The organism is Bradyrhizobium sp. 149 (genome assembly GCF_023073915.1).
In the GTDB taxonomy this organism is placed as follows: domain Bacteria; phylum Pseudomonadota; class Alphaproteobacteria; order Rhizobiales; family Xanthobacteraceae; genus Bradyrhizobium.
In genome coordinates this window covers 109359-133446 of the sequence record NZ_JADPKK010000017.1, presented here as the reverse complement: position 1 = coordinate 133446, position 24088 = coordinate 109359, and the positions used below count along the sequence as shown (strand labels likewise).

25 protein-coding genes are annotated in these 24088 nt (G+C 64.8%); 13 read left to right on the top strand and 12 right to left on the bottom strand.

Features of this window, described 5'->3' with window-relative positions; all coding sequences use genetic code 11:
- Window positions 1-2: 2 nt before the first annotated feature.
- Together IVA88_RS11375 and IVA88_RS11370 are read right to left on the bottom strand one after the other, a co-directional pair.
- On the bottom strand, window positions 3-287 hold the full coding sequence (locus IVA88_RS11375; protein WP_247497378.1) for a hypothetical protein: 285 nt from the start codon (window positions 285-287) through the stop codon (window positions 3-5).
- Between the two features lie 79 nt (window positions 288-366).
- The gene (locus tag IVA88_RS11370; RefSeq protein WP_247497377.1) at window positions 367-909 is read right to left on the bottom strand and encodes a hypothetical protein; all 543 of its coding nucleotides are present in this window, start codon (window positions 907-909) and stop codon (window positions 367-369) included.
- Between the two features lie 76 nt (window positions 910-985).
- On the opposite strand from IVA88_RS11370, the gene IVA88_RS11365 reads away from it, so the two are divergent.
- Window positions 986-2251 carry an MFS transporter gene (locus tag IVA88_RS11365; protein ID WP_247497376.1) on the top strand — a complete coding sequence of 422 codons (1266 nt, stop codon included), beginning with the start codon at window positions 986-988 and terminating at the stop codon, window positions 2249-2251.
- Here the strand turns inward: IVA88_RS11365 and IVA88_RS11360 are convergent.
- On the bottom strand, window positions 2248-2655 hold the full coding sequence (locus IVA88_RS11360; RefSeq protein ID WP_247497375.1) for a DUF4864 domain-containing protein: 408 nt from the start codon (window positions 2653-2655) through the stop codon (window positions 2248-2250). The two genes, IVA88_RS11365 and IVA88_RS11360, sit on opposite strands and share 4 nt — an antisense overlap.
- Before the next feature lie 53 nt (window positions 2656-2708).
- The gene (locus tag IVA88_RS11355) at window positions 2709-3347 is read right to left on the bottom strand and encodes a TetR/AcrR family transcriptional regulator (RefSeq protein WP_247497398.1); all 639 of its coding nucleotides are present in this window, start codon (window positions 3345-3347) and stop codon (window positions 2709-2711) included.
- A gap of 238 nt (window positions 3348-3585) precedes the next feature.
- Here IVA88_RS11355 and IVA88_RS11350 point away from each other — a divergent pair, with 238 nt between their 5' ends.
- From IVA88_RS11350 to IVA88_RS11340, 3 genes are read left to right on the top strand one after another with little or no spacing between them, the layout of a single operon-like run.
- On the top strand, window positions 3586-4083 hold the full coding sequence (locus IVA88_RS11350) for a (2Fe-2S)-binding protein (protein WP_247497374.1): 498 nt from the start codon (window positions 3586-3588) through the stop codon (window positions 4081-4083).
- Window positions 4080-5141, top strand: coding sequence for a xanthine dehydrogenase family protein subunit M (locus IVA88_RS11345; RefSeq protein WP_247497373.1), 1062 nt, complete (start codon window positions 4080-4082; stop codon window positions 5139-5141). Before IVA88_RS11350 ends, IVA88_RS11345 begins: the two co-directional genes overlap by 4 nt.
- Window positions 5128-7389, top strand: a complete 2262-nt coding sequence (locus IVA88_RS11340) for a xanthine dehydrogenase family protein molybdopterin-binding subunit (RefSeq protein ID WP_247497372.1) — start codon at window positions 5128-5130, stop codon at window positions 7387-7389. Before IVA88_RS11345 ends, IVA88_RS11340 begins: the two co-directional genes overlap by 14 nt.
- 22 nt (window positions 7390-7411) lie before the next feature.
- Here the strand turns inward: IVA88_RS11340 and IVA88_RS11335 are convergent, their stop codons facing one another.
- Window positions 7412-7960 (bottom strand): cupin domain-containing protein, encoded by a 549-nt coding sequence (locus IVA88_RS11335; protein ID WP_247497371.1) that lies wholly within the window; start codon window positions 7958-7960, stop codon window positions 7412-7414.
- A 159-nt stretch (window positions 7961-8119) separates the two neighbouring features.
- On the opposite strand from IVA88_RS11335, the gene IVA88_RS11330 reads away from it, so the two are divergent.
- Window positions 8120-9448 carry an aspartate aminotransferase family protein gene (locus tag IVA88_RS11330; RefSeq protein WP_247497370.1) on the top strand — a complete coding sequence of 443 codons (1329 nt, stop codon included), beginning with the start codon at window positions 8120-8122 and terminating at the stop codon, window positions 9446-9448.
- A gap of 70 nt (window positions 9449-9518) precedes the next feature.
- Complete coding sequence (locus IVA88_RS11325; RefSeq protein ID WP_247497369.1) at window positions 9519-10784, top strand: D-amino acid dehydrogenase; 1266 nt, start codon at window positions 9519-9521, stop codon at window positions 10782-10784.
- Window positions 10785-10883: 99 nt separating this feature from the next.
- Here the strand turns inward: IVA88_RS11325 and IVA88_RS11320 are convergent, their stop codons facing one another.
- Window positions 10884-11555, bottom strand: a complete 672-nt coding sequence (locus IVA88_RS11320) for an XRE family transcriptional regulator (protein ID WP_247497368.1) — start codon at window positions 11553-11555, stop codon at window positions 10884-10886.
- Window positions 11556-11736: 181 nt separating this feature from the next.
- Between IVA88_RS11320 and IVA88_RS11315 the strand changes: the two genes are divergently transcribed.
- The 4 genes from IVA88_RS11315 to IVA88_RS11300 are packed head-to-tail and all read left to right on the top strand — an operon-like array spanning window position 11737 to window position 15207.
- Window positions 11737-12495 carry an ABC transporter substrate-binding protein gene (locus IVA88_RS11315; RefSeq protein WP_247497367.1) on the top strand — a complete coding sequence of 253 codons (759 nt, stop codon included), beginning with the start codon at window positions 11737-11739 and terminating at the stop codon, window positions 12493-12495.
- A 31-nt stretch (window positions 12496-12526) separates the two neighbouring features.
- Window positions 12527-13180 carry an amino acid ABC transporter permease gene (locus IVA88_RS11310; RefSeq protein ID WP_007600584.1) on the top strand — a complete coding sequence of 218 codons (654 nt, stop codon included), beginning with the start codon at window positions 12527-12529 and terminating at the stop codon, window positions 13178-13180.
- Window positions 13177-13908, top strand: coding sequence for an amino acid ABC transporter ATP-binding protein (locus tag IVA88_RS11305; protein ID WP_247497366.1), 732 nt, complete (start codon window positions 13177-13179; stop codon window positions 13906-13908). Before IVA88_RS11310 ends, IVA88_RS11305 begins: the two co-directional genes overlap by 4 nt.
- 12 nt (window positions 13909-13920) lie before the next feature.
- Window positions 13921-15207 carry an FAD-binding oxidoreductase gene (locus IVA88_RS11300; protein WP_247497365.1) on the top strand — a complete coding sequence of 429 codons (1287 nt, stop codon included), beginning with the start codon at window positions 13921-13923 and terminating at the stop codon, window positions 15205-15207.
- A gap of 2 nt (window positions 15208-15209) precedes the next feature.
- Here the strand turns inward: IVA88_RS11300 and IVA88_RS11295 are convergent, their stop codons facing one another.
- The 3 genes from IVA88_RS11295 to IVA88_RS11285 form a co-directional block, all read right to left on the bottom strand.
- A complete protein-coding gene (locus IVA88_RS11295) occupies window positions 15210-16799 on the bottom strand; it encodes a gamma-glutamyltransferase (protein ID WP_247497364.1) in 1590 nt (529 codons plus the stop codon).
- Between the two features lie 259 nt (window positions 16800-17058).
- On the bottom strand, window positions 17059-17235 hold the full coding sequence (locus IVA88_RS11290; protein WP_247497363.1) for a hypothetical protein: 177 nt from the start codon (window positions 17233-17235) through the stop codon (window positions 17059-17061).
- A 9-nt stretch (window positions 17236-17244) separates the two neighbouring features.
- A complete protein-coding gene (locus tag IVA88_RS11285; RefSeq protein ID WP_247497362.1) occupies window positions 17245-17478 on the bottom strand; it encodes a hypothetical protein in 234 nt (77 codons plus the stop codon).
- A gap of 206 nt (window positions 17479-17684) precedes the next feature.
- Between IVA88_RS11285 and IVA88_RS11280 the strand changes: the two genes are divergently transcribed.
- The 3 genes from IVA88_RS11280 to IVA88_RS11270 all read left to right on the top strand — a co-directional run bounded on the left by IVA88_RS11280 (window position 17685) and on the right by IVA88_RS11270 (window position 21811).
- Window positions 17685-19757 (top strand): PQQ-dependent sugar dehydrogenase, encoded by a 2073-nt coding sequence (locus tag IVA88_RS11280; RefSeq protein ID WP_247497361.1) that lies wholly within the window; start codon window positions 17685-17687, stop codon window positions 19755-19757.
- On the top strand, window positions 19714-20655 hold the full coding sequence (locus tag IVA88_RS11275; RefSeq protein ID WP_247497360.1) for an SMP-30/gluconolactonase/LRE family protein: 942 nt from the start codon (window positions 19714-19716) through the stop codon (window positions 20653-20655). The genes IVA88_RS11280 and IVA88_RS11275 overlap by 44 nt, the downstream gene beginning before the upstream one ends.
- A gap of 130 nt (window positions 20656-20785) precedes the next feature.
- On the top strand, window positions 20786-21811 hold the full coding sequence (locus IVA88_RS11270; protein ID WP_247497359.1) for a histone deacetylase family protein: 1026 nt from the start codon (window positions 20786-20788) through the stop codon (window positions 21809-21811).
- A 42-nt stretch (window positions 21812-21853) separates the two neighbouring features.
- Here IVA88_RS11270 and IVA88_RS11265 read toward each other — a convergent pair whose 3' ends face one another.
- The 3 genes from IVA88_RS11265 to IVA88_RS11255 form a co-directional block, all read right to left on the bottom strand.
- Window positions 21854-22834: an LLM class flavin-dependent oxidoreductase gene (locus IVA88_RS11265; protein WP_247497358.1), complete on the bottom strand. Its 981-nt coding sequence runs from the start codon at window positions 22832-22834 to the stop codon at window positions 21854-21856.
- Window positions 22831-23562 carry a 4'-phosphopantetheinyl transferase superfamily protein gene (locus IVA88_RS11260; protein WP_247497357.1) on the bottom strand — a complete coding sequence of 244 codons (732 nt, stop codon included), beginning with the start codon at window positions 23560-23562 and terminating at the stop codon, window positions 22831-22833. Before IVA88_RS11260 ends, IVA88_RS11265 begins: the two co-directional genes overlap by 4 nt.
- Window positions 23563-23805: 243 nt before the next feature.
- Entirely contained in the window at window positions 23806-23976 is a 171-nt protein-coding gene (locus IVA88_RS11255) for a hypothetical protein (RefSeq protein WP_247497356.1), read from the bottom strand.
- Window positions 23977-24088 lie beyond the last annotated feature (112 nt).

Below are 24088 nucleotides of genomic sequence, written 5' to 3'. Positions count from 1 at the left end.
TCCTACCGGTCTTGCTTGAGTTGCGGCGCGACGTTCTCGTTGCGCTCATGCCATGGTGTCGGCGTCGCAGGCCGCAGGCTGGTGTAGGGCGCAATCGTCGAACGATAGCCGGCGCGCGCGACCTTGGCCGCGGGATCGGCAGGATCAGCGCCGGCGATCTGTGTCGTTGCCGGCATGCAGCCGGACAGCACCAATGCCGTTGCGGCCAGCAGCGGCCAATTGAATCGAAAATGTCGTCCCCGCGCCGCGGATGCAGCGGCGGACTTCGCCCCGGAAAGCGTAAGCATGATTCATCCCTGATCTGTCTGGAGACCACAGGCTTGCGCGCGCGGATGCGCGCTCGGCCTGACGTCGTCGCGCGTCAGATCAGGCGATGGGAGGGCGGTAGAGCAGGGGCGGCGCTGCGCTGTGCAGGCTCACCACGATCTCGGGCGAGCAGGCGGAAACCGGCTGAAGCGGCTTTGCGACGCTGGGCAGGTCGGCCGGCAGCGCGCTCACACACATCATCCCGCAGCATGGTCCCGGCGTACCCTTGCCGTCATGACGGTGCGGAGCGGGCGCGTCCTGCGCGGCGGTCTGGTGATGCGCATGTGCCCCCGCGTGGTCATGCGAGGAGTCGCCATGCGCATGGCTCGTCTGTATCTCATGGCTCGTCTGCGTCTGATGATGCGCCGGCATGACGTTGACGGGCACGAAGTCGTCGCCAAGGCATGGCGCCGGAGCTTGACCCCAGGCGAGGCTTGCGGCCGGTGCGAGCACGCAGAACAGATAGGCGAGGGCGATGAGGCGCCCCACCCTGATCCGCATCGATGGTATCAATCGCAGCAACATTCCGCCGACATGCTCTCTCCGCGCGGCAATGCTGCACACGCTGCCTTGCAAAATAATGACAAAATGCGCGTTCGCCAAGCTCCTTCTTACCGCAGTGCACCGTGCATGCCCAATATCGCGCCACAATGGTTGACCCTGTGGCAATCCGCGGGCCATGGTCCCGCCCGTGCACGCACGAAATCAATCAGGACAAACACCTGAAACATTCACGCCTGATTCGCGTCAGGCCTGGATGCGCCTTGCCATTGCGCTCCTGATCGGCTCGATCGGCGGCGTCGGCATGTGGGCGATCGTCGTCATGATTCCCGCGGTGCAGGCCGAATTCGCCGCCACGCGCGGCGCGGTGTCGCTGGCTTTCACCCTGATGATGTTCGGTTTCGGTCTTGGCGGCGTCATCGCCGGCAAGATTACCGACCGGTTCGGCATCGTGCCCGCGATGGCGATCAGCATCGCCTTTCTCGGCGTTGCCAATGTGCTGGCGGGGCTGTCGACCGAGCTCTGGCAGTTCGTGGCTGCGTATTTTCTGATCGGGCTCGGCACCTCCGCGACCTTCGCGCCGCTGATGGCGGAGGCCTCGCACTGGTTCGAGCGATATCGCGGCCTTGCCGTGACCATCGTCGCCAGCGGCAATTACGTCGCCGGCACGATGTGGCCGCCGATTGTGAACTGGGGCATGCAGACGAACGGCTGGCGCTCCACGCATATCGGCATCGGCCTCGTCTGCGTGAGCCTGATGACGATCCTGGTACTTGTCCTGCGCAGGCAGATGGGCGGCGACAAGGTGCGTAATCATGCCAATGCGCCGCCGCCGCGGGTCGATCTCAAGCTGTCGACCAACACGTTGACGGTGCTGCTCTCGATCGCCAGCATCTCCTGCTGCGTGGCGATGGCGATGCCGCAGGTGCATATCGTCGCCTATTGCGGCGATCTCGGTTTCGGTGTCGCGCGCGGTGCCGAGATGTTGTCGCTGATGATGGCCTGCGGCATCGTCAGCCGGATCGGCTCGGGCTATCTGGCCGACAAGATCGGGGGCATCCCCACACTGCTGATCGGAGCGGTCGCCCAAGGATTTGCGCTCGTATTCTACCTGTTCTTCGACAGCCTGACCTCGCTCTATCTGATCTCCGCGATGTTCGGCCTGTTCCAGGGCGGCATCGTGCCGAGCTATGCCATCATCGTGCGCGAGGCGATGCCGGCGAGCGAAGCCGCAACCCGCGTCGGCATCGTGATCTTCGCGTCCGTGTTCGGCATGTCCTTTGGCGGCTGGGTCTCGGGCGTGATCTTCGACGCCACGGCCTCCTATGCAGCCGCGTTCGCGAACGGCGTGGCCTGGAACGCGCTCAATATCGGCATCGTGCTGACGTTGCTGATCCGGTCGTGGATGAACGCAGTCAGGACCGGCCCGGGATTTGCGACCTAGACTGCCTGTCCCGCCTTCAGCAGCGAACAACCCGTGATCTTGTAGCTGCCGTCCGGTTGCTCCTCGAGCGTGTAGAGCGCTTCCCAGGCCTCGCCATTGGCATCGACGATGTGAACGCGCTGGGAAATCCAGCTGCCTACGCTCTTGCTGTCGCCAAACTCAAAGCTCTTGTGCCGGTAGACCGGCGCGTAGCCGTTTTGCACCATGGACATGAAGATGTCGGGCGCGGGGAAGATCTCCCTGATCGCCGGCGCGGCGTAGGAATAGGCCGCTGCCGCATCGTCGTGGACGAACGCCTGCTCCTGGGCGCGAATGACGCCCCGTGCCGTCGCGACGTCGTCGGCGCGTGCCGAGATGGGAGCGAAGGCGACACTGAAACAGACCAGCAAGGCGGCGACGCGCATAACAGGCTCCGCGTTGAAATCCCGGCGGCGCCGATTTTAGCACATCTCGCGGGCTAACGCTTCCGCTTCGCGGCCGGCTTCGCCGCTTTGGAGGCGCGCGCTTTGGGTTTTGGGACAGGCTGCACCCGCAAACCGTCAACGAACACGTCCAGCATCCGCAGCACCGAGGATTGCCAGCCGGGCTGGTCGTGCATGTAGCACATGCCGAAGAACGCGCGCAGCAAGTCCTCGGGACTGACGTCCGCGCGCATTGCGCCGGCCGCGGCTGCGCGATCGAGAAGCGAGCCGATTGCCTTGCTCAGGCGCTCGAAGGAAAAGGCATGCAACTCCGAGCCGCTCTGCACCGCGAGTGCCAAGGCTGCCACCATGCCCTTCTTGGTGGCAACGAATTCGACCCCTGAGCGCAGCCAGCGCCGCAGCGCATCCACCGGGTCCTTCGCACTCTTCAATTGCTCGGCGAACTCGCTGAGCTGCTCGACCTCGCGCCGGTACACCGCCTCGAACAAATCCTCGCGGGTCGGGAAATGCCGATAGAGCGTGCCGATGCCGACGCCGGCGCGTTTTGCGACGGCTTCCAGGCTCGCCTCCGGACCACCCGCGTTGAACACGGCCTTGGCCGCCTCGAGCACGCGCTCGCGATTGCGCACGGCATCGGCGCGGGGCTTCCTGGTCTGGTCGGTGTGCTCGTCCATCCGCGCAATGTAGATCACGAATTGGTTAGATTGAACCCTTGCAAGGCTGCATCGCGTTGATGCGCACGGGCTTTTGACGAATTCCAAAAACTTATGGGCAGCCCTTGTTAAACGGAGGCTACCTCCGTATCTTCGCTGAGATGTTGGCCGGTCTCTGCCTGGCCGATGCGAATCGACGGTGGCCACGGCGGTGGCGCACCGCGCGATCACTCATGTCCATCTCTGATCGGAGCCTTTTATGAACCACTCCATCAGCCTCACCGTGAACGGTGCGCGGCGCGAATTCGTCCTCGACGATCCGCGCGTCACGCTGCTCGATCTCCTGCGTGAGCGCCTGCATCTGACCGGAACCAAGAAGGGATGCGACCGCGGCCAATGCGGCGCCTGCACCATTCTTGTCGACGGCAAGCGCATCAATTCCTGCCTTGCGCTCGCCATCAGCCATGACGGCGCCGACATTCTCACCATCGAGGGCGTCGCGCGCGGTGACCAGCTTCACCCCGTCCAGGCCGCCTTCATCGCCCATGACGGATTTCAGTGCGGCTTCTGCACGCCCGGTCAGATCATGAGCGCCATCGGCATGATGAGCGAGGCGCAGGCCGGCAGCGATCCCGAGCGCGTCCGTGAATGCATGAGCGGCAATCTGTGCCGCTGCGGCGCCTACGCCGGCATCGTCGATGCCGTGCTCGACGCGCAGGCCGGCATTGACGAATCCAATCAGAGGCGCTCAGCATGAAGACGTTCGATTATGTCAGGCCCGCCACGGTCGCCGAAGCCGTCGCTGCTGCCGCGCAGCCGGGTGCCGCCTATCTCGCCGGCGGCACCAATCTGCTCGATCTGATGAAGGGCGGCGTCAGCCGTCCGGATCGTCTGGTCGACGTCACGCATCTCGACGGGCTCGATCAGATCGAGCGCCTTGCCGACGGTGGGGTGCGCATCGGCGCACTGGTGAGCAACGCCGATCTTGCGCATGATTCCGACTTTGCAAAGTCCTACCCGGCCGTCGCCGAAGCTCTGCTCTCCGGCGCGTCAGCGCAACTGCGCAATGCCGCGACGGTCGGCGGCAATCTGCTGCAACGGACGCGCTGTGCCTATTTCTACGACACCGCCAGCCGCTGCAACAAGCGCGAGGCCGGCAGCGGTTGCGACGCGCGCGGCGGCGAGAACCGCACGCATGCCGTGCTCGGCTGGAGCGAAAACTGCATCGCCACGCATCCGTCCGACTTCTGCGTACCGCTGGTCGCGCTTGACGCAATCGTCGAGATCGAGGGCAGGAGCGGGCGGCGCGAGATCGCGCTGGACGAATTGCATCGCCTGCCCGGCGATACGCCGGAGCGCGAAACCGCATTTGAGCCCGGCGACCTCATCGTCGCGCTGCGTCTGCCGCCCGCTGCGCGCGGCTTTGCTGCACATGCGCGCTATCTCAAGGTCCGCGATCGAACGTCCTACGCGTTTGCGGTCGTCTCGGCGGCCGCTGCGCTGCGGATCGAGGACGGCAAGATCGTGGAGGCGCGGCTTGCGTTCGGCGGTGTCGCCGCAAAGCCCTGGCGCGCCCGCGCTGCGGAGGACGTGCTCAGGAACGTCGCGCCCACGGTGGACGCTTTCCAGGAAGCGGCCCGGCGCGCGCTCGCCGACGCAAAGCCGTCCGGCGACAACGCCTTCAAGATCGAGCTCGCGCGCCGCATCGTGGTGCGCGCGCTGAGCCTCGCCGCTGCCGGTACGCCCGCGCGCATCCCCGCGCTGCCGGCCTCTCCCTTTGCCCCGACCTCCGGAGCCATTCATGCCCGAGCTTAATCTCACCAGCGCGCCCGCCCATCTGCGCCATGGCTCGAATATCGGCCAGCCTCTGACCCGCCGCGACGGCGTCCTCAAGGTCAAGGGCCAAGCGACCTACGCCGCCGACAATCATCCGCCCGGCATGCTGTTTGCGGTGATGGCGGTCGCCAGCATTTCGCGCGGCCGCGTGATTTCGCTCGATGTCAGCGCGGCCAAACGCCATCCCGGCGTGGTCGATATCATGACATCGGACCACAAGCCTGCGCTCGCGATCGACCCCGACATCAAGACCAATCCGTTCGTGTTCCGGATGGAGGTGTTGCAGAGCAACAAGGTCCGCTACGCCAACCAGCCGATCGCGGTCGTGATCGCCGAAACACTGGAGGCCGCTACGGAAGGCGCGGCGCTGCTGGCACCGCGCTACGAGACGCTGCCCCCGTTTGTCGGCCTCGATGCCGGCGACAGCTTCGTGCCGCCGGTCGTCGGCGTGGGCAACCCTACGGAAAATCATCGCGGCGAGGTCGAGGCCGGCCTCGCCTCGGCCGAGAAGCAGATCGACGCGACTTACGAGACGCCGCCGCAATATCACAACGCAATGGAGCCGCATGCGATCGTGGCTGCCTGGGACGGCGACAAGCTGTCGGTCGACATGCCGACCCAGGGCCTGATGCTATCGCTGGCGCGCATCGCCGAATTGTTTGGCGTCGCGCATGACAAGATCCACATCCGCAGTCCCTTCCTCGGCGGCGGCTTCGGCTCCAAGGGGTTTATGGCTGGGCCGCAGACTCTCGGCATCATGGCTGCCAAGCTCGTCGGCAAGCCCGTCAAGCTCGTGGTCCGCCGCGAGCAGATGTTTGGCCCGGTCGGCCATCGCGCGCCGACCCGTCAGCGCTTGCGCATCGGCGCGGACGGTGAGGGGCGCCTCACCGCGATCGATCATCACGCCCGGACCGTCTCGAGCACGTTCGACGACTTCTACGAGCCTGCGGCCGATGCCTCCCACACGCTCTATGCGGCGCCTGCAATCCGCACCTCGCACGATGCCGTGCGCGTCAACACCGGCACGCCACTGTTCATGCGCGCGCCCGGCGAGGCGACCGGATCAATTGCGCTGGAGAGTGCGATCGACGAGATGGCCTGGGCCTGCGGCCTCGATCCGCTCGCCTTCCGCCTGAGGAACTATGCCGAGGTCGAGCCGATCACCGGCAAGCCGTTCTCGTCCAAGGCGCTGCGCGCCTGCTACGAGCAAGGCGCGGCGCGTTTCGGCTGGACGAAGCGACCGCTTCAGCCGCGGCAGATGCGCGACGATGCCGGCCTCCTGGTCGGCTGGGGCATGGGCACCGCGACGTTTCCCGCGCTGATGTTCCAGGCCCAAGCGCGTGCGGTGCTTCGCCGCGACGGCTCCGGTGCCATGGAAATCGGCGCTCATGACATGGGGCAGGGGGCGTGGACGGCGCTTGCGCAGATCGCGGCAGACGAACTCGGACTTGATATCGACCGCGTCGAGTTCAAGGCGGGTTCATCCGACTTGCCTGACGCCGGCATTGCCGGTGGCTCCGCGCACACGGCAACCGCGGGTTCTGCGATCCACAGCGCAGGCGCGGCGGTGATTTCAAAGCTCGCCGATCTCGCCACCAGCGACGAGCGATCGCCGCTGTTCGGTGCCGGCAACGCCGGCGTGATCGCCCGCGATGGCAGGTTGATCCGGCGTGATGATGAAAGCCGCGGCGAGAGCTATTCCGAGATTCTCGCGCGCGCCGGCGTCGCCGAGGTCGAGGCGCGCGGCACCGGCGCGCCCAACCCGGCGGCAATGGAGGAATATGCGATGCACGCGCATGGCGCGGTGTTCGTGGAGGTGAAGGTCGATCCCGAGCTCGGCCAGATCCGCGTCACCCGCATGGTCGGCGCCTTCGCGGCGGGACGCATCGTCAACCCGCGCATGGTGCAGAGCCAGCTGTTCGGCGGCATGATCTGGGGTATGTCGTTCGCGTTGCACGAGGAAGCCATCACCGACCGCCGCACCGGCCGGATCATGAACGCCAATCTCGGCGAGTACCATATTCCGGTGAATGCCGACGTGCCGCCACTCGACGTGATCACGGTCGAGGAGCACGATCCGCACGTGAACGCGCTCGGCATCAAGGGTGTCGGCGAGATCGGCATTACGGGCAGCGCAGGCGCGGTCGCCAACGCTGTGTGGCATGCGACCGGCGTGCGTGTCCGTCGTTTCCCGATCCGGATCGAGGACTTGTTGACGCAGCTTTGAAGACCTTCGGCCTGCCGCCGCCTCAAAACGTCGGCGGCGTGCAGGCCGAGATCACTTCGCACGGCTTGCCGCCGACGCAGCGGAAGCGATGCGGGCGACGGCTCTCGAAGTAATAGGCATCGCCTGGATTGAGGATGCGGCGCTCGTCCTCGACGGTGACCTCGAGCTTGCCGGCAATGACGATGCCGCCTTCCTCGCCGTCGTGGACCAGGTGAACGCGCCCGGTGTCGCTGCCGGGCTCGTAGCGCTCCTTCAGGATCTGCAGGCTGCGACCGAACAGATTGTCTCCGATCTGGCGATAGGAGATCGGCTTCTTGCCGACCTCGGTCAGCTCTTCTGAGCGATAGAAGATCTTGCGCCGGCTCTCCGGCTCCAGCGCGAAGAACTCGGCGAGCCCCATCGGAATGCCGTCCAGGATGCGCTTGAGCGCGCCGACCGACGGGTTCATCTGGTTGGATTCGATCAGCGAGATCGTCGAATTGGTGACGCCCGCTCGCTTGGCCAGCGCGCGCTGCGACAGCTTCTGGCGCGCCCGGATGAATCGCAGCCGTCCACCGATGTCGACGCTCATGTCCTGGTCCTTGCCCTGTCCTGTGTTGCAGGTGTTGCGGATCGCGCAAATATGGACCGGCAGCCCTAGTTAAATCAATGCCTTGCAGGCCATCAGAAAAGGACTTGTTGCGCTTTTGCAGCCGTGGCTCTGCTATCCTGTCAGCAAAGGAGCGTGGCCGTGACCCTTCATCAGATTCCGAACACCATCAAGACCGATTCGTTCTGGATGCCATTCACGGCCAACCGGCAGTTCAAAAAGGCGCCGCGCCTGTTCTCCTCGGCCGAGGGCATGCACTACACCACCGTCGATGGCCGCAAGGTGATCGACGCCTCCGCCGGCCTGTGGTGCGTCAACGCCGGCCACGGCCGCAAGCAGATCGCCGCCGCCGTCGAGCGCCAGCTGGTGACGCTGGACTTCGCGCCGTCGTTCCAGATGGGCCATCCGCTGGCATTCGACTTCGCCGAGCGGCTCGCCGAGATCGCGCCGAAAAACCTCGATCGCATTTTCTTCACCAACTCCGGCTCAGAGTCGGTCGACACCGCGCTCAAGATCGCGCTCGCCTATCACCGCGCCAACGGCCAGGCGACCCGCACCCGCCTGATCGGCCGCGAGCGCGGCTATCACGGCGTCGGCTTCGGCGGCACCTCGGTCGGCGGCATGGTCGCCAACCGCCGCGCCTTCGCGACCCTGCTGCCGGGCGTTGACCACATCCGCCACACCCATGATCTCACCCGCAATGCCTTCGCCAAGGATCAGCCCGAGCATGGCGCCGAGCTCGCCGATGATCTCGAGCGCCTGGTGGCCTTGCACGGCGCCGAGACCATCGCTGCCGTCATCGTCGAGCCGGTGCCGGGCTCGACCGCGGTGCTGCCGCCGCCGAAGGGCTATCTGCAGCGCCTGCGCGAGATCTGCGACAAGCACGGCATCCTGCTGATCTTCGACGAGGTCATCACCGGGTTCGGCCGCCTCGGCACGCCGTTCGCCGCCAACTTCTTCGGCGTCACGCCTGATCTAATGACGACGGCTAAGGGCATCACCAACGGCACCATTCCCTGCGGTGCGGTGTTTGCGAGCCGCAAGGTTCACGACGGCCTGATGGTCGGCCCGGAGAACGCGATGGAGCTGTTCCACGGCTACACCTATTCGGCCCATCCGGTCGCCTGCGCCGCCGGTATCGCCACGCTCGACATCTACAAGGACGAAGGCCTGCTGACGCGCGGTGCCTCGATCTCCGAATATTGGCGCGATGCGCTGCATTCGCTGAAGGGCCTGCCCAATGTCGTTGACGTCCGCAATTGCGGCCTGATGGGCGCGGTCGAGCTGTCGTCGCGTGACGGCACGGTGGGTGCGCGTGGCTACGACGTCATGGTCGACTGCTTCAATCGCGGGCTGTACTTCCGCATGAGCGGCGACTCCTTTGCGCTGTCACCGCCGCTGATCGTCGAGAAGAGCCATATCGACGATATCGTCTCGATCCTCGGCGACGCCATCAAGCGGGTGGCCTGATAATTGCTCTCGCCGTTGCGGAGTTTCTTCTTGCAGCGGCGAGCGTGATGCCGCGGGAGTTTGACCAAGCGTGAAAGTTCTGATCCTCGGCAGCGGTGTCATCGGTGTCACCTCTGCCTACTACCTCGCGCGTGCCGGCCACGAGGTGACGGTTGTCGACCGTCAGCCCGAACCGGCGCTCGAGACCTCCTTTGCCAATGCCGGCGAAGTGTCGCCCGGCTATTCTTCGCCCTGGGCCGGTCCCGGCGTGCCGGTGAAGGCGGTCAAATGGCTGCTGATGAAGCACGGCCCGCTGGTGATCCGGCCCAAGCTCGATCCCGTGATGTGGGTCTGGCTGCTCAAGATGCTGCGCAACTGCACCAGCGACCGCTATGCGATCAACAAGAGCCGGATGATTCCGATCGCGGAATACAGCCGCGATTGCCTGCGCGACCTGCGCCGCGACATCGGCATCCAGTATGACGAGCGCTCGCAGGGCACGCTGCAGCTGTTTCGTTATCAGGCCCAGCTCGACGGCACCGGCGAGGACATCGCCGTGCTCAAGCAATACGGCGTGCCCTTCGAGGTGCTCAGCCGCGAAGGCTGCATCGCGGCCGAGCCGGCACTGGCGGGCGTGAAGGAGAAGTTCGCCGGCGGGCTTCGCTTGCCGCAGGACGAGACCGGCGACTGCCACATGTTCACGCAGGCACTCGCCAAGCATGCCGAAGCGCTCGGCGTGCGCTTCATGTTCAACACTGGCATCGACCGTATCGTCACCGACGGCGCGCGCGTCAGCGGCGTCGCGACCAGCGCCGGAATGTTGCAGGCAGACGCCTACGTGCTCGCGCTCGGAAGCTGGTCGTCGCGTCTGGTCGCGCCGCTCGACATCTCGCTGCCGGTCTATCCCGTGAAGGGCTATTCGATCACGGTGCCGATCAAGGATGCTTCCGGCGCGCCGGAATCGACCGTGATGGACGAGAGCTATAAAGTCGCCATTACGAGGCTCGGCAATCGCATCCGCGTCGGCGGCACCGCCGAAATCTCCGGCTTCTCGAGCCAGCTCTACGAGGCGCGCCGCGCCACGCTCGATCACTCGCTGACCGATCTGTTCCCGCGCGGCGGCGATCTCTCCAAGGCGACGTTCTGGAGCGGCCTGCGCCCGATGACGCCGGACGGCCCGCCCGTGATCGGCCCGACGCAATACGCCAACCTTCACCTCAACACCGGCCACGGCACGCTGGGCTGGACCATGTCGTGCGGCTCCGGCCGCGTGCTCGCCGACATGCTGTCGGGCAAGAACCCGGACATCGATGTGAGTGCGCTGACGGTGGATCGGTACAAGTACCGGTTTGGCTAAGGGTCTATCCGTTCGTCATTACGAGCGAAGCGAAGCAATCCAGAATCTTTCCGCAGTGGCAGTCTGGATTGCTTCGCTTCGCTCGCAATGACGGCTGCGCTACCCCGTCCCGGTCACGCAATTCACCCACAGCACCACCGCATTCGCATCCTGCGCCGGGTTTGAAAACCGGTGCGGCCGACGGCTTGCGAATCTAAAACTGTCGCCTGTCTTCAGCGACCATGTCTCGCTGTCCACCGTGAGCATCATCTCGCCTTCGAGCACGAGGCCGGCTTCCTCGCCGTCATGGGTGTAGAGCTCGTCGCCGGTGGAGCCGCCGGGCTCCAGCTGCACCAGGAACAGGTTGAGCCGGTTGTCGGCGCTGGCCGGGCTCAGCAATTGCTTCGACACGCCGGTGCGCCAGAGTTTCAGCTCGGGCCGTTGAAGCCCGCGCGTGACGATTTGGTCGGATGCGCCGTCTGCGTTCGGGCTCGCGCCGAACAGTGCGGCAATGCCCACGCCGAGCACGTCGGCGAGCGTCGCCAGCACGCGCAGCGACGGCGACGACAGGCCGCGCTCGATCTGGCTGAGGAAGCCGATCGACAGGTCCGTGCGCGAAGCGACCGTCTCGAGCGAGAATTGCCTGATGCGCCTGAGATCGCGGATACGGCGGCCGACCGCGACATCCATCGCCGGCTCGATCGCTTTGGGAATAACCTTGTTGGCGTTGGCTCTCGCCTTCACCTTTGTCTGCACCTTCTTCACCGGCTTTGCGGCGGCCGGTCTGCGCATTCTCTTGCCACCGCTCACGTCAAAACCGCTTCCTTCATGTGGATGAAAACCGCTTGCGTCGGCCGCGAAAGTGTGACCAAATTTTCATATTGGTGAAAATAGGCCGAAACGGATTGGCACGCAACGTCTGCGATGACGATATCTGCGAGCGCCGCCATCGGCCGCACCCAAGGGGGATGCGATGAAGCGTTTTGGTCTGGCCGCGGTCGCGGCACTCGCGATTCTAGGAGTGGTGCCGGCGTCGGCGCAGCAAGTGTTGAAGGTCGGCTCGACGCCCACAGGCATTCCCTTCACCTTCCTCGACACCAAGACCAACTCCATCCAGGGCATCATGGTCGATCTCGTCACCGAAATTGGCAAGGACGCCGGCTTCAACGTGCAGATCGAGCCGATGCAGTTTTCGGCGCTGATCCCGTCGCTGACATCAAGCAAGATCGACATTATCGCGGCCGCGATGTTCATCACGGCGCCGCGAAAGGAGGTCGTCGACTTCTCCGATCCGATCTACAGCTATGGCGAAGGCCTCGTGGTGCCGAAGAGCGACACCAAGGCCTACGCCACGCAGGATGATCTGAAGGGCGAGACGGTCGGCGCCCAGGTCGGCACCGCCTTCGTCGATGCGCTGAAGAAGTCCGGCCTGTTCGCCGAGGTCAAGGCCTACGACACCATCCCCGACATCCTGCGCGACGTGAACACTGGCCGCCTCAAGGCCGGTTACGCCGACTATCCGATCCTCGCCTACAATCTGAAGCAGGGCGGCTTCCCCGAGGCGCGTTTGGTCGACGGCTACAAGCCCGTCACCGTCGGCTCGGTCGGCATCGGCGTGCGCAAGGGCGAGACCGCGCTGCTCGGCAAGATCAACGCCTCGCTCGCCAAGCTGAAGGCCAACGGCACCGTCGACAAGATCCTCGATAAATGGGGCCTGAAGGCACAGGGTTGATCGCCGGAGGCCAATCGATGAAAGCTGATCGATGAAAGGCTTCTGGCACGACGCCGCCGAGTTCTTCCCGATCCTGATGAGCGGCGTCGTGCTGACGATCGTCGTCACTATCGGCTCGTTGCTGCTTTCGACGGTGCTTGGCCTCGTCTGGGCGATGATGCGGGTCTCCGGCATCCGCGTCCTGTCGCTGCTCAGCGCCAGCCTGATCAACGTCATTCGTGGCATTCCGATCATCGTGTTGTTGTTCTACCTTTATTTCGTGATGCCCGATCTCGGTGTCACGCTCAGCGCGCTGCAGGCTGCCATCCTCGGACTCGGCATTGCGTACTCGGCCTATCAGGCGGAAAATTTCCGCGCCGGTATCGAGGCGATCGACAAGGGGCAGATCGAGGCGGCGCAATCGATCGGCATGGGCTGGTGGCTGACCATGCGCCGCGTCGTGCTGCCGCAGGCGGTGCGCATCGTGCTGCCTCCTTACGGCAACGTCATGATCATGATGCTGAAGGACTCGTCGCAGGCCTCGACCATCACGGTCGCCGAGCTCGCCCTTCAGGGCAAGCTGATCGCGTCCTCGACCTTCAAGAACACCAACGTGTTTACGATGGTTGCGCTGATGTATCTCACCATGAGCATTCCGCTGATCCTGCTGGTCCGTCACTTCGAGAAGCGGGCCGGCAAGAAATGATCGAGCTGACCGACGTCCACAAGAGCTTTGGCGAGAACGAGGTGCTCAAGGGTATCACGGCGTCCGTCCAGAAGGGCGAGGTGGTCTGCATCGTCGGCCCCTCCGGCTCCGGCAAGTCCACCATCTTGCGCTGTATCAACGGTCTCGAAAGCTACGACCGCGGCGAGATCAGCGTCGAGGGATTGAAGGTCGACCGCGACGCGCCGTCGATCGTGCAAGTCCGCACCCAGGTCTCGATGGTGTTCCAGCGCTTCAACCTGTTTCCGCACCGGACCGTGCTGGAGAACGTGGTCGAAGGTCCGCTCTATGTGAAGAAGGAGCCGCGTGCGCAGGCATTCGAGCGTGGCCGCGCGCTGCTCGCCCAGGTGGGCCTTGCCGAGAAAGCCAACGAACATCCGCCGCAGCTCTCCGGCGGCCAGCAGCAACGCGTCGCGATCGCGCGGGCGCTGGCGATGCAGCCCAAGGCCATCCTGTTCGACGAACCGACCTCGGCGCTCGATCCTGAATTGGTCGGCGACGTTCTCGGCGTGATGCGCAAGCTCGCCGACGACGGCATGACCATGGTCGTCGTCACCCACGAGATGGGCTTTGCCCGCGAGGTCGCCGACCGCGTGCTGTTCATCGACGGCGGCGTCATCGTCGAGCAGGGGCCGGCGAAATCGGTGCTCAACCAACCGCAGCATGCGCGGACGCAGGATTTTCTGCGCCGCGTGCTGCATCCGCTCTGATCGGTCTTCGCCATGACCACGCGCCTGCCTCTGCCGCCGTCTCTCTATGCCGAGACCGCCGTTGCGCCGGTGGCCACGCCGCCGCTCGAAATCGACAAGACGGTCTCGGTCGCCATTATCGGCGGCGGCTACACCGGCCTGTCCACCGCATTGCATCTGGCGGAGCAGGGTGTCGAGGCACTGGTGCTGGAGGCGCAGGAGCCGGGCTGGGGCGCGTCCGGCAATAATGGCGGCCATACCAATCCCGGCCTGAAGCACGATCCCGATCAGATCGAGGCGGATTTCGGTGCCGAGCTTGGCCGCCGCATGATCGACTTTTCCTACGGCACCACGAACTTCACCCACGATTTGATCCGCCGTTACCAGATCCCGTGCGAGGCGCGGCAGAACGGCACGTTGCGCGCGGCCTATAACGAGGCCAGCGCCGCCGCGATCGAGAAAACCGCGCAGCAGTGCATCGCCCGCGGGATGCCGGTGACGTACCTCAATCGCGAGCAGTTGCGCGAGATGACCGGCACGGATCGCTACATCGGCGCCATGCTGGACACCCGCGGCGGCGATCTGCACCCGCTCAGCTACGCCCGCGGCCTCGCGCGTGCTGCTATCTCGGCAGGCGCGAACGTGCATGGCGAGACGCCGGCGCTGTCGCTTCGCCGTGACGGCGCGCGCTGGCGGATCGAGACGCCGCGCGCGGTGGTGCATGCGGACAAAGTGCTGCTCGCGACCAACGGCTTTACCGACGATCTCTGGCCGGCGCTCCGCCGCACCATCGTGCCTGTGTTTTCCTCGATCGCCGCCACCGCGTCGCTTTCCGACGACGTCGCGCGTTCGATCATGCCGACGCGGCCCGTTCTTTACGAGAGCGGCCACATCACCGTCTACTACCGCATCGATCAGCAGAACCGCCTGTTGATGGGCGGCCGTGGCCCGATGCGCTGGATCAGCTCGCCGCGCGACGTCGCCTATCTCATGCGCTACGCCGAGCGGTTATGGCCGCAGCTCAGGGGCGTTGCCTGGACCCATGGCTGGAACAGCCGGCTCGCCATCACCGGAGATCATTACCCGCATGTGCACGAGCCCGCGGAAAACATCCTGATTTCGCTCGGCTGCAACGGCCGCGGCGTCGCGCTCTCGACCGCGATTGGTGCACAGCTCGCGCGACGCCTGATCGGCGGCGCCAAGGCCGAGATCGACATGCCCGTCACCGGCATCAAGCCGATCCCGATGCACGCGTTGTGGCCGGTGGGCGTGACGACGGCCGTGTTCACGGGCCGGGTGCGGGACCGGCTGGGGATCTAGCCTCAGCCCTCCGCCACAGCGTCGGCCCAGGGCTGGAAGATCTCGACCGCGCCGGAATTGGTGTCGCCGTCGCGCATCACGACGCTCGGGCAGGCGAACTTCTGCGGCAAGGACTGCACCCGCGCTTCTTCATAGTCCAAGCTTGCCGCCAGCGTCTTGCGTACTTCCGCCGGCAGCCTGGTATCGCCGATCACGATCGCGCCTTCGCTGGCGTCGATGCGCGGTTGATGGATCGCGGCATCGAGATCCATGCCGAAATCCATCGCAAAGGAGACGAGCTGCATCACCGACGGCAGGATGCGGCGACCGCCGGAGGCGCCGACTGCGAGCCGCTTGTCATCCTTGGTTTCGGCGATGACGGGCGTGTAATTGGTGAGGCAGCGCTTGCCAGGGGCGAGCGAGTTGGTGGTGCCGGGCGTCGGGTCGAACCACATGATGCCGTTGTTCATGGCGATGCCGGTGTGCGGCGTGACGTATTTCGAGCCGAAGGATGACAGCAGCGTCTGCGTTACCGCCGCCATGTTGCCGTGGCGGTCGACCACGGAGAAATGGGTGGTGCAGGCGGGTGCCAGATACTCCGCGCCGAGCGAGCGCTTGCCATCGGCATCGCCCATGTCCTTGAGCCGCTCGCGATAAGCCGATTGCAGGGCAAGCGCATATTCGGCGTAGGCCGCCGCATCGGGCGTGCTTCCCGGCTTCAGGTTCTGCTGCAACAGGCGCAGTGCATGCGCCATTGTCGGCCCGGCCGTGAGCTCCGGCGTCGCGAAAACCTTGCCGCCGCGATAGGGGATCGCCAGCGGATCGCGCAGATGGGCTCGGAACGCGGCGAGGTCCTCGACCGATAGCGCGCCGCCGTCGGCCTTGATGTCGGAGGCGATGCTTCTGGCGAGGTCGCCCTGGTAGAAATCGCGCGGACCGGCGTCGGCGAGGTGCGCCAGTGTCGCCTTCAGCGCGTCCAGCGGCAGCCGCGTCTCGGACTTGATACCCCATGGCGCGCTCGGAGGTAGGCCGTCCTTCAGAAATGTTGTCGCGCTCGCGGGATAGCGCCGAAGGTCCGCCGCCGATGCCGCGATCGTCAGCGTGGTCCACCAGTCGACCAGCAGGCCTTCGTCGGCGAGGGCAATTGCCGGCGCGACCAGATCTTTCCACGGCAGCCTGGCGTGGCGGCGATGCGCCTCCTCCATGCCGGCGACGACGCCGGGCACGGCGATCGAGCCGGGGCCGTGGATGTTGCGGTCGTCCTTCACCCGCTGCCAGGGAAACAGATCGGAAGCCGCGCCTTCGCCGCTGAGCGGATAGTCGGCGGCGCGCAGGCTTTGCGGCGCGCACATGCCGTAGTCGATCACCTCATAACGATTTTCCGCGGCACGGTAGAGCACCATCGCGCCGCCGCCGCCCATGCCGCTGTTCCAGGGCTCCAGCACGTTCAGCGCGAAGGTGGTCGCGACGATCGCGTCCACGCAGTCGCCGCCTGCCGCCAGCACTTGCGCCCCCACTTCGGCCGCCCGCCGCGATTGCGAGGCGACGATGCCGCCTTTGGACGTGACGGCGGGCTTGCGGACGGTTTGGGCGTGGCTGAATTGGTGAGGCATGGTGATGTCTGTGTGCTGTCTTCGGTTCGCTTCGTTGCGCTGAGTTCCGCAACTGGCGGGAGCGTGCGAAGAATGGCACATCGTCCCCACCGAGAATATCGAAAGGGAGGCGCGACATGGCTGGTGTGAAACAGGCGGGGGATGGGCCAGGACGAGGATGCCCGGGGACATAGGCGAGCGGAAGCGACGCCGTCCTTGACGGCTATGCCCGGGCATGACGCGTTAGAGACCGATCAGTGGGAAGCAGAAGCCGCAGGGCTCAGCGCGCGCGATCCAGCCGGCTGGCCTGATACTTGGCGTGCCATTTCGGGCCGGGCCCGCGCATGTAGTGAAGCTCGGGGCGGTAGGGATTGCCGGCGACCCGGATCAACGTCAGCCATTTGGCGGCGACGAAGCTCAGGGGCTGGCGGAGCAGGCTCAGTGACGCGAGCAACATGGCGTCACCTCAGTGCGGCTTGCCGAGCATGGCAGTGAAGGGAAGGTCGAAGATCTCCTCGCCGTCGTCGCTGCTGATATGGATCACCCAGTCACGCCAGTCCTCGGCGCCAGGCGTCAGGATCATCGAGCGCATGATCTGGGCGGCACGGTCGCGCGCCTCGTTCAGATTGGCGACAGCGGTGCCGTACCGATCGATCAGCGTGCCGTCGGCATTGGAACAATGGAAATACATCTGAACCATATACGCCTCCTGTAGAAAGCGACTAGGACGGCAAAGCGATACCACCTGAAGCATTCGCGAAACATTCGGGCCGAGCCCGGTAAGGGAATCTACGGAGATTGGTCGGTACCAAGACCCCTGCTGGTTTGATCACAAGGGGGTGTTGATCAACTGGACGGCATTCCCGCGTCATGGAACAACCTTGGACGGAAGGTCCGGGAGACGCCGTGAACCACCTCACATTCTCGCGTGAACGCCAGAGCCTGCGGCCATGGGCAGGTGCCCTGGTCGCCCTGGTGAGCCTGGCCTCGGTCGCGTCGTCGGAACCGGTCCGCAGGAGCGGCTATGCGATCGGGACGGAGGCCTGCGGCAGCGCCGATCTGGCTTTTCCAAGACTCCAGATCGACATGAAGGCGGGGTTTTGCGCCGGCCTCGTCGCCAGCGAGGAGGATCGGCTGAAATTCCCGCGCTCGATCATCCAGGTGCCCGGCCGTGACCTGTTCGTGGTCGCCGACATGGCGGGCTGGGGCCATAGCGATGGCCGGCTGCTGTTGCTCGACCCGCGTGCACCCCAAGGCCAGCGGTTCAGGGACTTGCTGACCGGCGTTGAATATCCGTTCGGCCTTGTGATCGGCCCGGACAAGAAGCTCTATGCCTCGACGGCGGAGACGATCTTCCGGTTCGATCCGCTCGCCGACAATCCGCGCGGCACCGTCGAGACCGTCATCCGTCACATGCCCGGCCGCCGGATCACATTGCCCGACGGCACCAGGGTCGACGAGAGCGCGCATCCACTCAAGCAGTTTATCTTTGACAAGAACGGCCGGCTGTTCGTCAATGTCGGCTCGCACAGCGACGACTGCATCACGCCGTCGCCGATCACCAAACCCTGCGCGGCGGCCGAGGGCGCTTCCGCGATGGCATCGATCTGGCTGTTCACGCCGCCCGCGGGTGGTGTCTTCCCGGCGTTGACGCCGAAGGATCCAGATCCGCCGCACGCGGTCTATGCGCGCGGCCTGCGTAACTCGACGGCGCTGGCGCTGCACCCGAACTTTCCCGATGCGGGCTATGCCTTCCTGCAAGGCGAGAACGGTCGCGACCTGCCTGACATTTTCAAGCCGAACGAGGAGATCAACGCGATCGAGCAGGGCAAGCATTACGGCTGGCCCTATTGCTACGATTTGTCGACGCCGAGTCCCGAGTTTAGGATCGTATTGCAGTCGGGGATCTACAAATCGCTATGCACGGCCAACGCTCTCTACAAGGCGCCGTTCTCGCTGCTGCCGCCGCACGGCGCGCCGCTCGCGATGCTCTATTATCACGGCGCGAAATTTCCGGAGCTCGAGGGCAAGCTGCTGGTCGGACTGCATGGCTACCGTCCGACCGGCAGCCGCATCATCGTTTATGACGTCGACGACCACGGCTTCCCGAAACCCGCCCCGGCGCCGGTGCGCTACCACGTCAGTTGCGCAGCCGACCCGACCCACAGCTTTCAGACCGAGGCCGGCGACGTCGCCGCCGCGGCGTTCGAGGAGCTGATCGCAGGCTGGCACCGCGTCAACGGCGTGCGGCCGCAGGGCGCCCCGGTCGGCATGACGATTGCCGAGGACGGCGCAATCTGGCTGGTCGAGGACAAGAACCAGACCGTGATCCGGATCGACCGCGCCGCTGGCGACGCACCGCCGCCGTTGCCCTGTGACATGCGGAGCGAGGCGCTGATCGACCAACTCGCGGCCTTCGTTGCCAGTGACGCGCAGAACAGCCTCCGGCTCACCAATTTGCGCAAGGGTCTCGTCGAAAAGCACTGCGTCGGCTGCCACTCCGATTTCGGCCTGAAGCCGGGTCAATCGGACGCACAGAAGGATGCGACGGTGCTTCGCTTCATGCTGTCGCAGGACGGCTGGATCTATCCTGGTGATCCCGACTCCGGCAAGCTGCGCTCGCGGCTTCGTGGGCTAGGCGCGGAGAAGCTGATGCCGCCGGGTAGCGAAGGCCTGCCGAAGACCGAACCTGGTTACACGCGCCTGCTCGACACGGCGGATCTGCTGGTTGCAAAAATGGTTCCGGGCCTCCGGATGCGGATCAAGCCCGGCCCGCCGCAGCGGAAGTTCTTTGGGAAAACCACCAAGGAATGCGGCGAAATACCGGCCGCCAAGGTCGTCGTCGTGACACAAAGGAACGCTGTAGACAAACCCGGCTTCAGCCGCTTTTTCCGGCCGGCCGATCCCTATCTGAATGGCGAGTGCAGCGACGACGATGGCTATTACATCCGGCAGGAATTTCTGGTGCCTGTGCAGTAGCGTTGTTCTCGTCCTTGCGATCGCGCCAGGCCGAGCAGAAACGAAACTGTTCGAAAGCGTGCAGGTGACGCCATCAGGCGAATACACGTTTGGCATCGAAGGCCCGGCCGCCGATCTCGATGGCAATCTCTTCGTCGTCAATTTCGGCAAGCCCGGCACCATCGGCAAGCTGCCTGTCGGCGGCGCGGCGTCCGAGCCCTTCACGGCGCTGCCCGAGGGAAGCGTCGGCAACGCCATTCGCTTCGCCCGCGACGGCACCATGTTCATTGCCGATTACAAGAAGCACAACATCTTCGCGATCCCGAAAGGCGCGACCGAGCCCGCCATCTGGTTTCACTCCGACGAGATGAACCAGCCCAACGACATCACCATCGGTCGCGACGGCACGATCTACGCAAGTGATCCGAACTGGAAAGGTCGCGAAGGCCACATCTGGCGCATCGCGAAGGCAGCCGACGGAACGGTGCAGGGACAGGTCATGTCGGCACCGCGCGCGATGGGTACCACCAACGGCATCGATCTCAGCCCTGACGACAAGACGCTTTATGTCGGGGAATCCAGCAGCGGCCAGATCTGGTCCTACACCATCGCCGGCAGCGAGCTCACCAGTCCAAAACTCGTCAAGGCGTTTCAGCCCGACACCGTCGACGGTCTGCGCACCGACATGGCCGGCCGCCTCTATGTCGCGCGCATCCTCAAGGGTACGATCACGGTGATGAAGGCCAATGGAGCGGTCGAGCGGGAGATCGCGCTGAGGGGCAAGGAGCCGACCAACCTCGCCTTCGGCGGCAGCGACGGCAAGACGATATTCGTCACCCAGCGTCAGGGCGGCTTCGTCGAGTCCTTCCGCACCGATCGTCCGGGCCGCGAGCACTGCCTCCAGCGCGGGCGCTGCTGAGATTAACCGGCGATCTACTCCCGGCGCAGGGCGCCGCGGCAGAGTCGGCATTCTTCTTGCTTGCATCTCGCCGCTGCGGAGATCAAGACATCCGTGGCCGTCAAATAGCACGCGATCACGGAGTGTTTGAGTGAAAGCCGTCCATACCGAACTGCATCGCAGCCACGATCCGCAATTCTTCCTGGTTCGCGGTGTCGTCAAGCGCACCACCGAGCAGCCCGAACGTGCCGACCGCCTGCTCAAAGGGTTGAAGGACGGCAGGCATCAGCTGGTCGAGCCGACCACATTCGGACAAGGGCCCCGCGCGCGCATTCACAGCCCGGAATATCTGTCGTTCCTGAGTGAAGCCTGGGAGGCCTGGAGCGCGCTCGGCGATTCCGGTCCGGAGATGATCGGCAACATCCATCCAGTGCGCCACGCCGCGACCTATCCCACCCATATCATCGGCAAGCTCGGCTGGCACACCGCCGATACCGCGGCGCCGATCGGCCCCGGCACCTGGGCCGCGGCCTGCGCTGCGACCGACGTTGCGGTCACGGCGGCACAGATGGTGATGGACGGCGAGGATGCGACCTATGCGCTCTGCCGCCCGCCCGGCCATCACGCCTATCGCGACATGGCCGGCGGCTTCTGCTTCCTCAATAACAGCGCGATCGCGGCAGCGCATCTGCGGCAGAGGCACGAGCGTGTCGTGATCCTCGACGTCGACGTCCATCATGGCAACGGCACGCAAGGCATCTTCTACACCCGACCGGACGTCTACACGGTGTCGATCCACGCCGATCCCGTCGCGTATTATCCTTACGTGTGGGGCTACGCGCATGAGCGCGGCGAAGGCCTTGGCCTCGGCGCCAACCTCAACATCCCCCTGGCGATCGGCACCGGCGACGACGGCTACATTCAGGCGATGGACGTTGCGCGCAAGGCGATCGAATCCTTTGCGCCCGGTGCCCTCGTCATCGCGCTCGGCCTCGACGCCTCCGAGCACGACCCGCTGAAGGGCCTCGCCGTCACCACGCCGGGCTTCCGCCGCATCGGTCAGGCCATCGCGAGGATGGGCCTGCCGACCGTGTTCGTGCAGGAGGGCGGTTATCTCTCGGATATTCTGGGGGCGAACCTGACCTCCGTGCTGGCGGGATTCGAAGAGGCGCGGTGATGTTGGCTTCTCCCTCTAAGAACGGGAGAAAAAATAGCGACTTCAAAACAACCCGCTCGCCGCGAGCGCCTTGCAGACGTGCTGCATCTCGGTCTCGTCTGCGACCATGTCGAGCATGACCGTGGTCAGCCCCTTCGCCGCAAACTCCTTCAGCTTTGCGCCGATCTCCGCGTAACTGCCGACGAGATAGGGGCAGTCGGCCTGGAAGGTCAGGAATGGCAGCAGCCAATAGCCATTGTCCGCGAGCTCGCCGCTCTGGCCCTCATATAGTCGCCGCTTCCACACGGAGTCGCTATTTTCCACAGTGAGCGCGAGCAGCTCGCGATCGTCGGCGTTATCGCGGAAACGTGCCTTCGCCGCTTGCCGGGCTTCGTCGCGTCCCTCGCGGGCAAAGATGCCGAAATTCAGGCCTGATGCATCGAGGCCGCGGTCCAGATCGGGCGGCAGCATCTGCATCTTGATGCAGCCGGTCTCCTTCGCCACGCGCCGTGCCGGCTCGGACTGGCCCGCGACCAGGAATTCCGGCATCAGCTCCGGCGCCAGGCGTGGCCGCAGTTGCAGGTTGCTTGCGCGGTAGAACCGGCCCGCGAAAGTCGTCGGCCGCGGGCTTGCCAGCAGCTGGCGCATCAGCGCGACGAATTCGCCGAGCCGGACATAGCGGTCGGCATGCGACTGCTCATCCCCCAGCCCCTGCAGATCGCTGACTGCCGTCCCCGTGATCATGTTGAGATAGACCTTGCGGCCGTGAAGCTGCGCAAAGGACGAGACGAATTTTGCCGCCGTGAACGGGTGCATGTAGACCGGATTGACCGCGATCAGCGGCGAACTCCGCGTCGTCTCCGCAATGATGTGCTGGGCCATCGCCCAGGGCTCGACGAACACGTCGTTGCCTTCGAACAGCAGGATGCCTTCGAAGCCGTTGCGGTCGGCGAACTGCGCCACCCGCATCAACTCGCCGACATATTTCTTGGGATCGCGGTTGCGCGAAATTGCAGGAAAGACGCGCAGCCGCGGCGGCGTCATTCAGCCGCCTCCTGCAGCGGCCATGCATTGCGGGTGATGGGAAGGCCGCCGGTGGCGCGGGAGCCGTCGGCAATCGCGAGACGATGCGAGGGTGACGGCGAGAATAGCTGGAATCGCCAACCTTGCGGATCGTCGGCGATATCGGGCTTGAAGCTGATCTCGATAGCCTCGCGCGACACCTGCATCGCGAAGGCGTCGAGCGGCAAATTGAGGCCGAAACCCCTGGCCTTCAGATAGGCCTCTTTCAGCGTCCAGTAGTCGAAGAAGCGCTCGATCGCGGCGGGCTCCGGCAGCCCGCGCAGCGTTTCGACCTCTTCCGGCGCGAAGAACCGAAGCGCGGTCGACAGCGGCGCCACCCGACGCGACACGGTCTCGACGTCGACGCCGACGGCTTCGTGCCTGGATACGACGCAGGCAACGCAACCGTCGGCATGGGACAGGCTGAAATGCAGCGCGGTTGAAGTCATGGGCGCTGCGACAAACGGCCGCCCGTAGCGGCCGGCCGCAAATGACCAGTCGGTGGGTGCGACATTGGGCGCGACGTGCGAGAGCGCCAGGCGCAACATCGCATGCGCGAAAATATATTGCCGCTGGTGCCGCTCGAACTTGAAGCGGTCGGCGCGTACCCGTTCGTCGACCGAGAGCAGGCGCCGGCACGTATCGATCGCAGCCGCCGCGTCAAAAGTCTCGATCAGTCCGACAAACAGTTCAATTCTGTCGTCTGTCATCAATTGGGCCCATGGCGTCAGGCGGAGGCCAAATCCCCTGCCGTGACGGAAGAATCAACTGAGCAAGAATCAACTGAGCGGACCGCTTCTAGCGGTCCACTCGGGCGAATCCTTGTCGATTGCTGGCCGGTTTACGGGCGCAAGCTTGTGCGAGACCCAACTCGCAGGCGAGCGGCTAAATCTGAAAATTGAAGCCCGAAAACAGAAGCCTGAAGATTCGTGCGGCGTCCCGACCGACGAGTCTTACTTCTTCTTCTTCTTGGCCTTCTTGGATCCGCCCAGCATCGAAATGCTGGCGTCGACGTCCTTCAGCGCGGACTGCAGCTTCTTCTTCTCGGCGCCGAGCAGCTTCTGCAGGGCCTTGCGGTCCTTGTCGCTCAACGAGGTGCCCTTCGTAAATTTGATGAAACCCATAACGTACTCCCCCGGTTGAAAATACTCGTCCAAATCAAAACGCGAGAATAATCTTGCGCGATGGCGCCGAATAATCAAGATGCAACTTGGTCATTCACAGCTTTGACGAGTG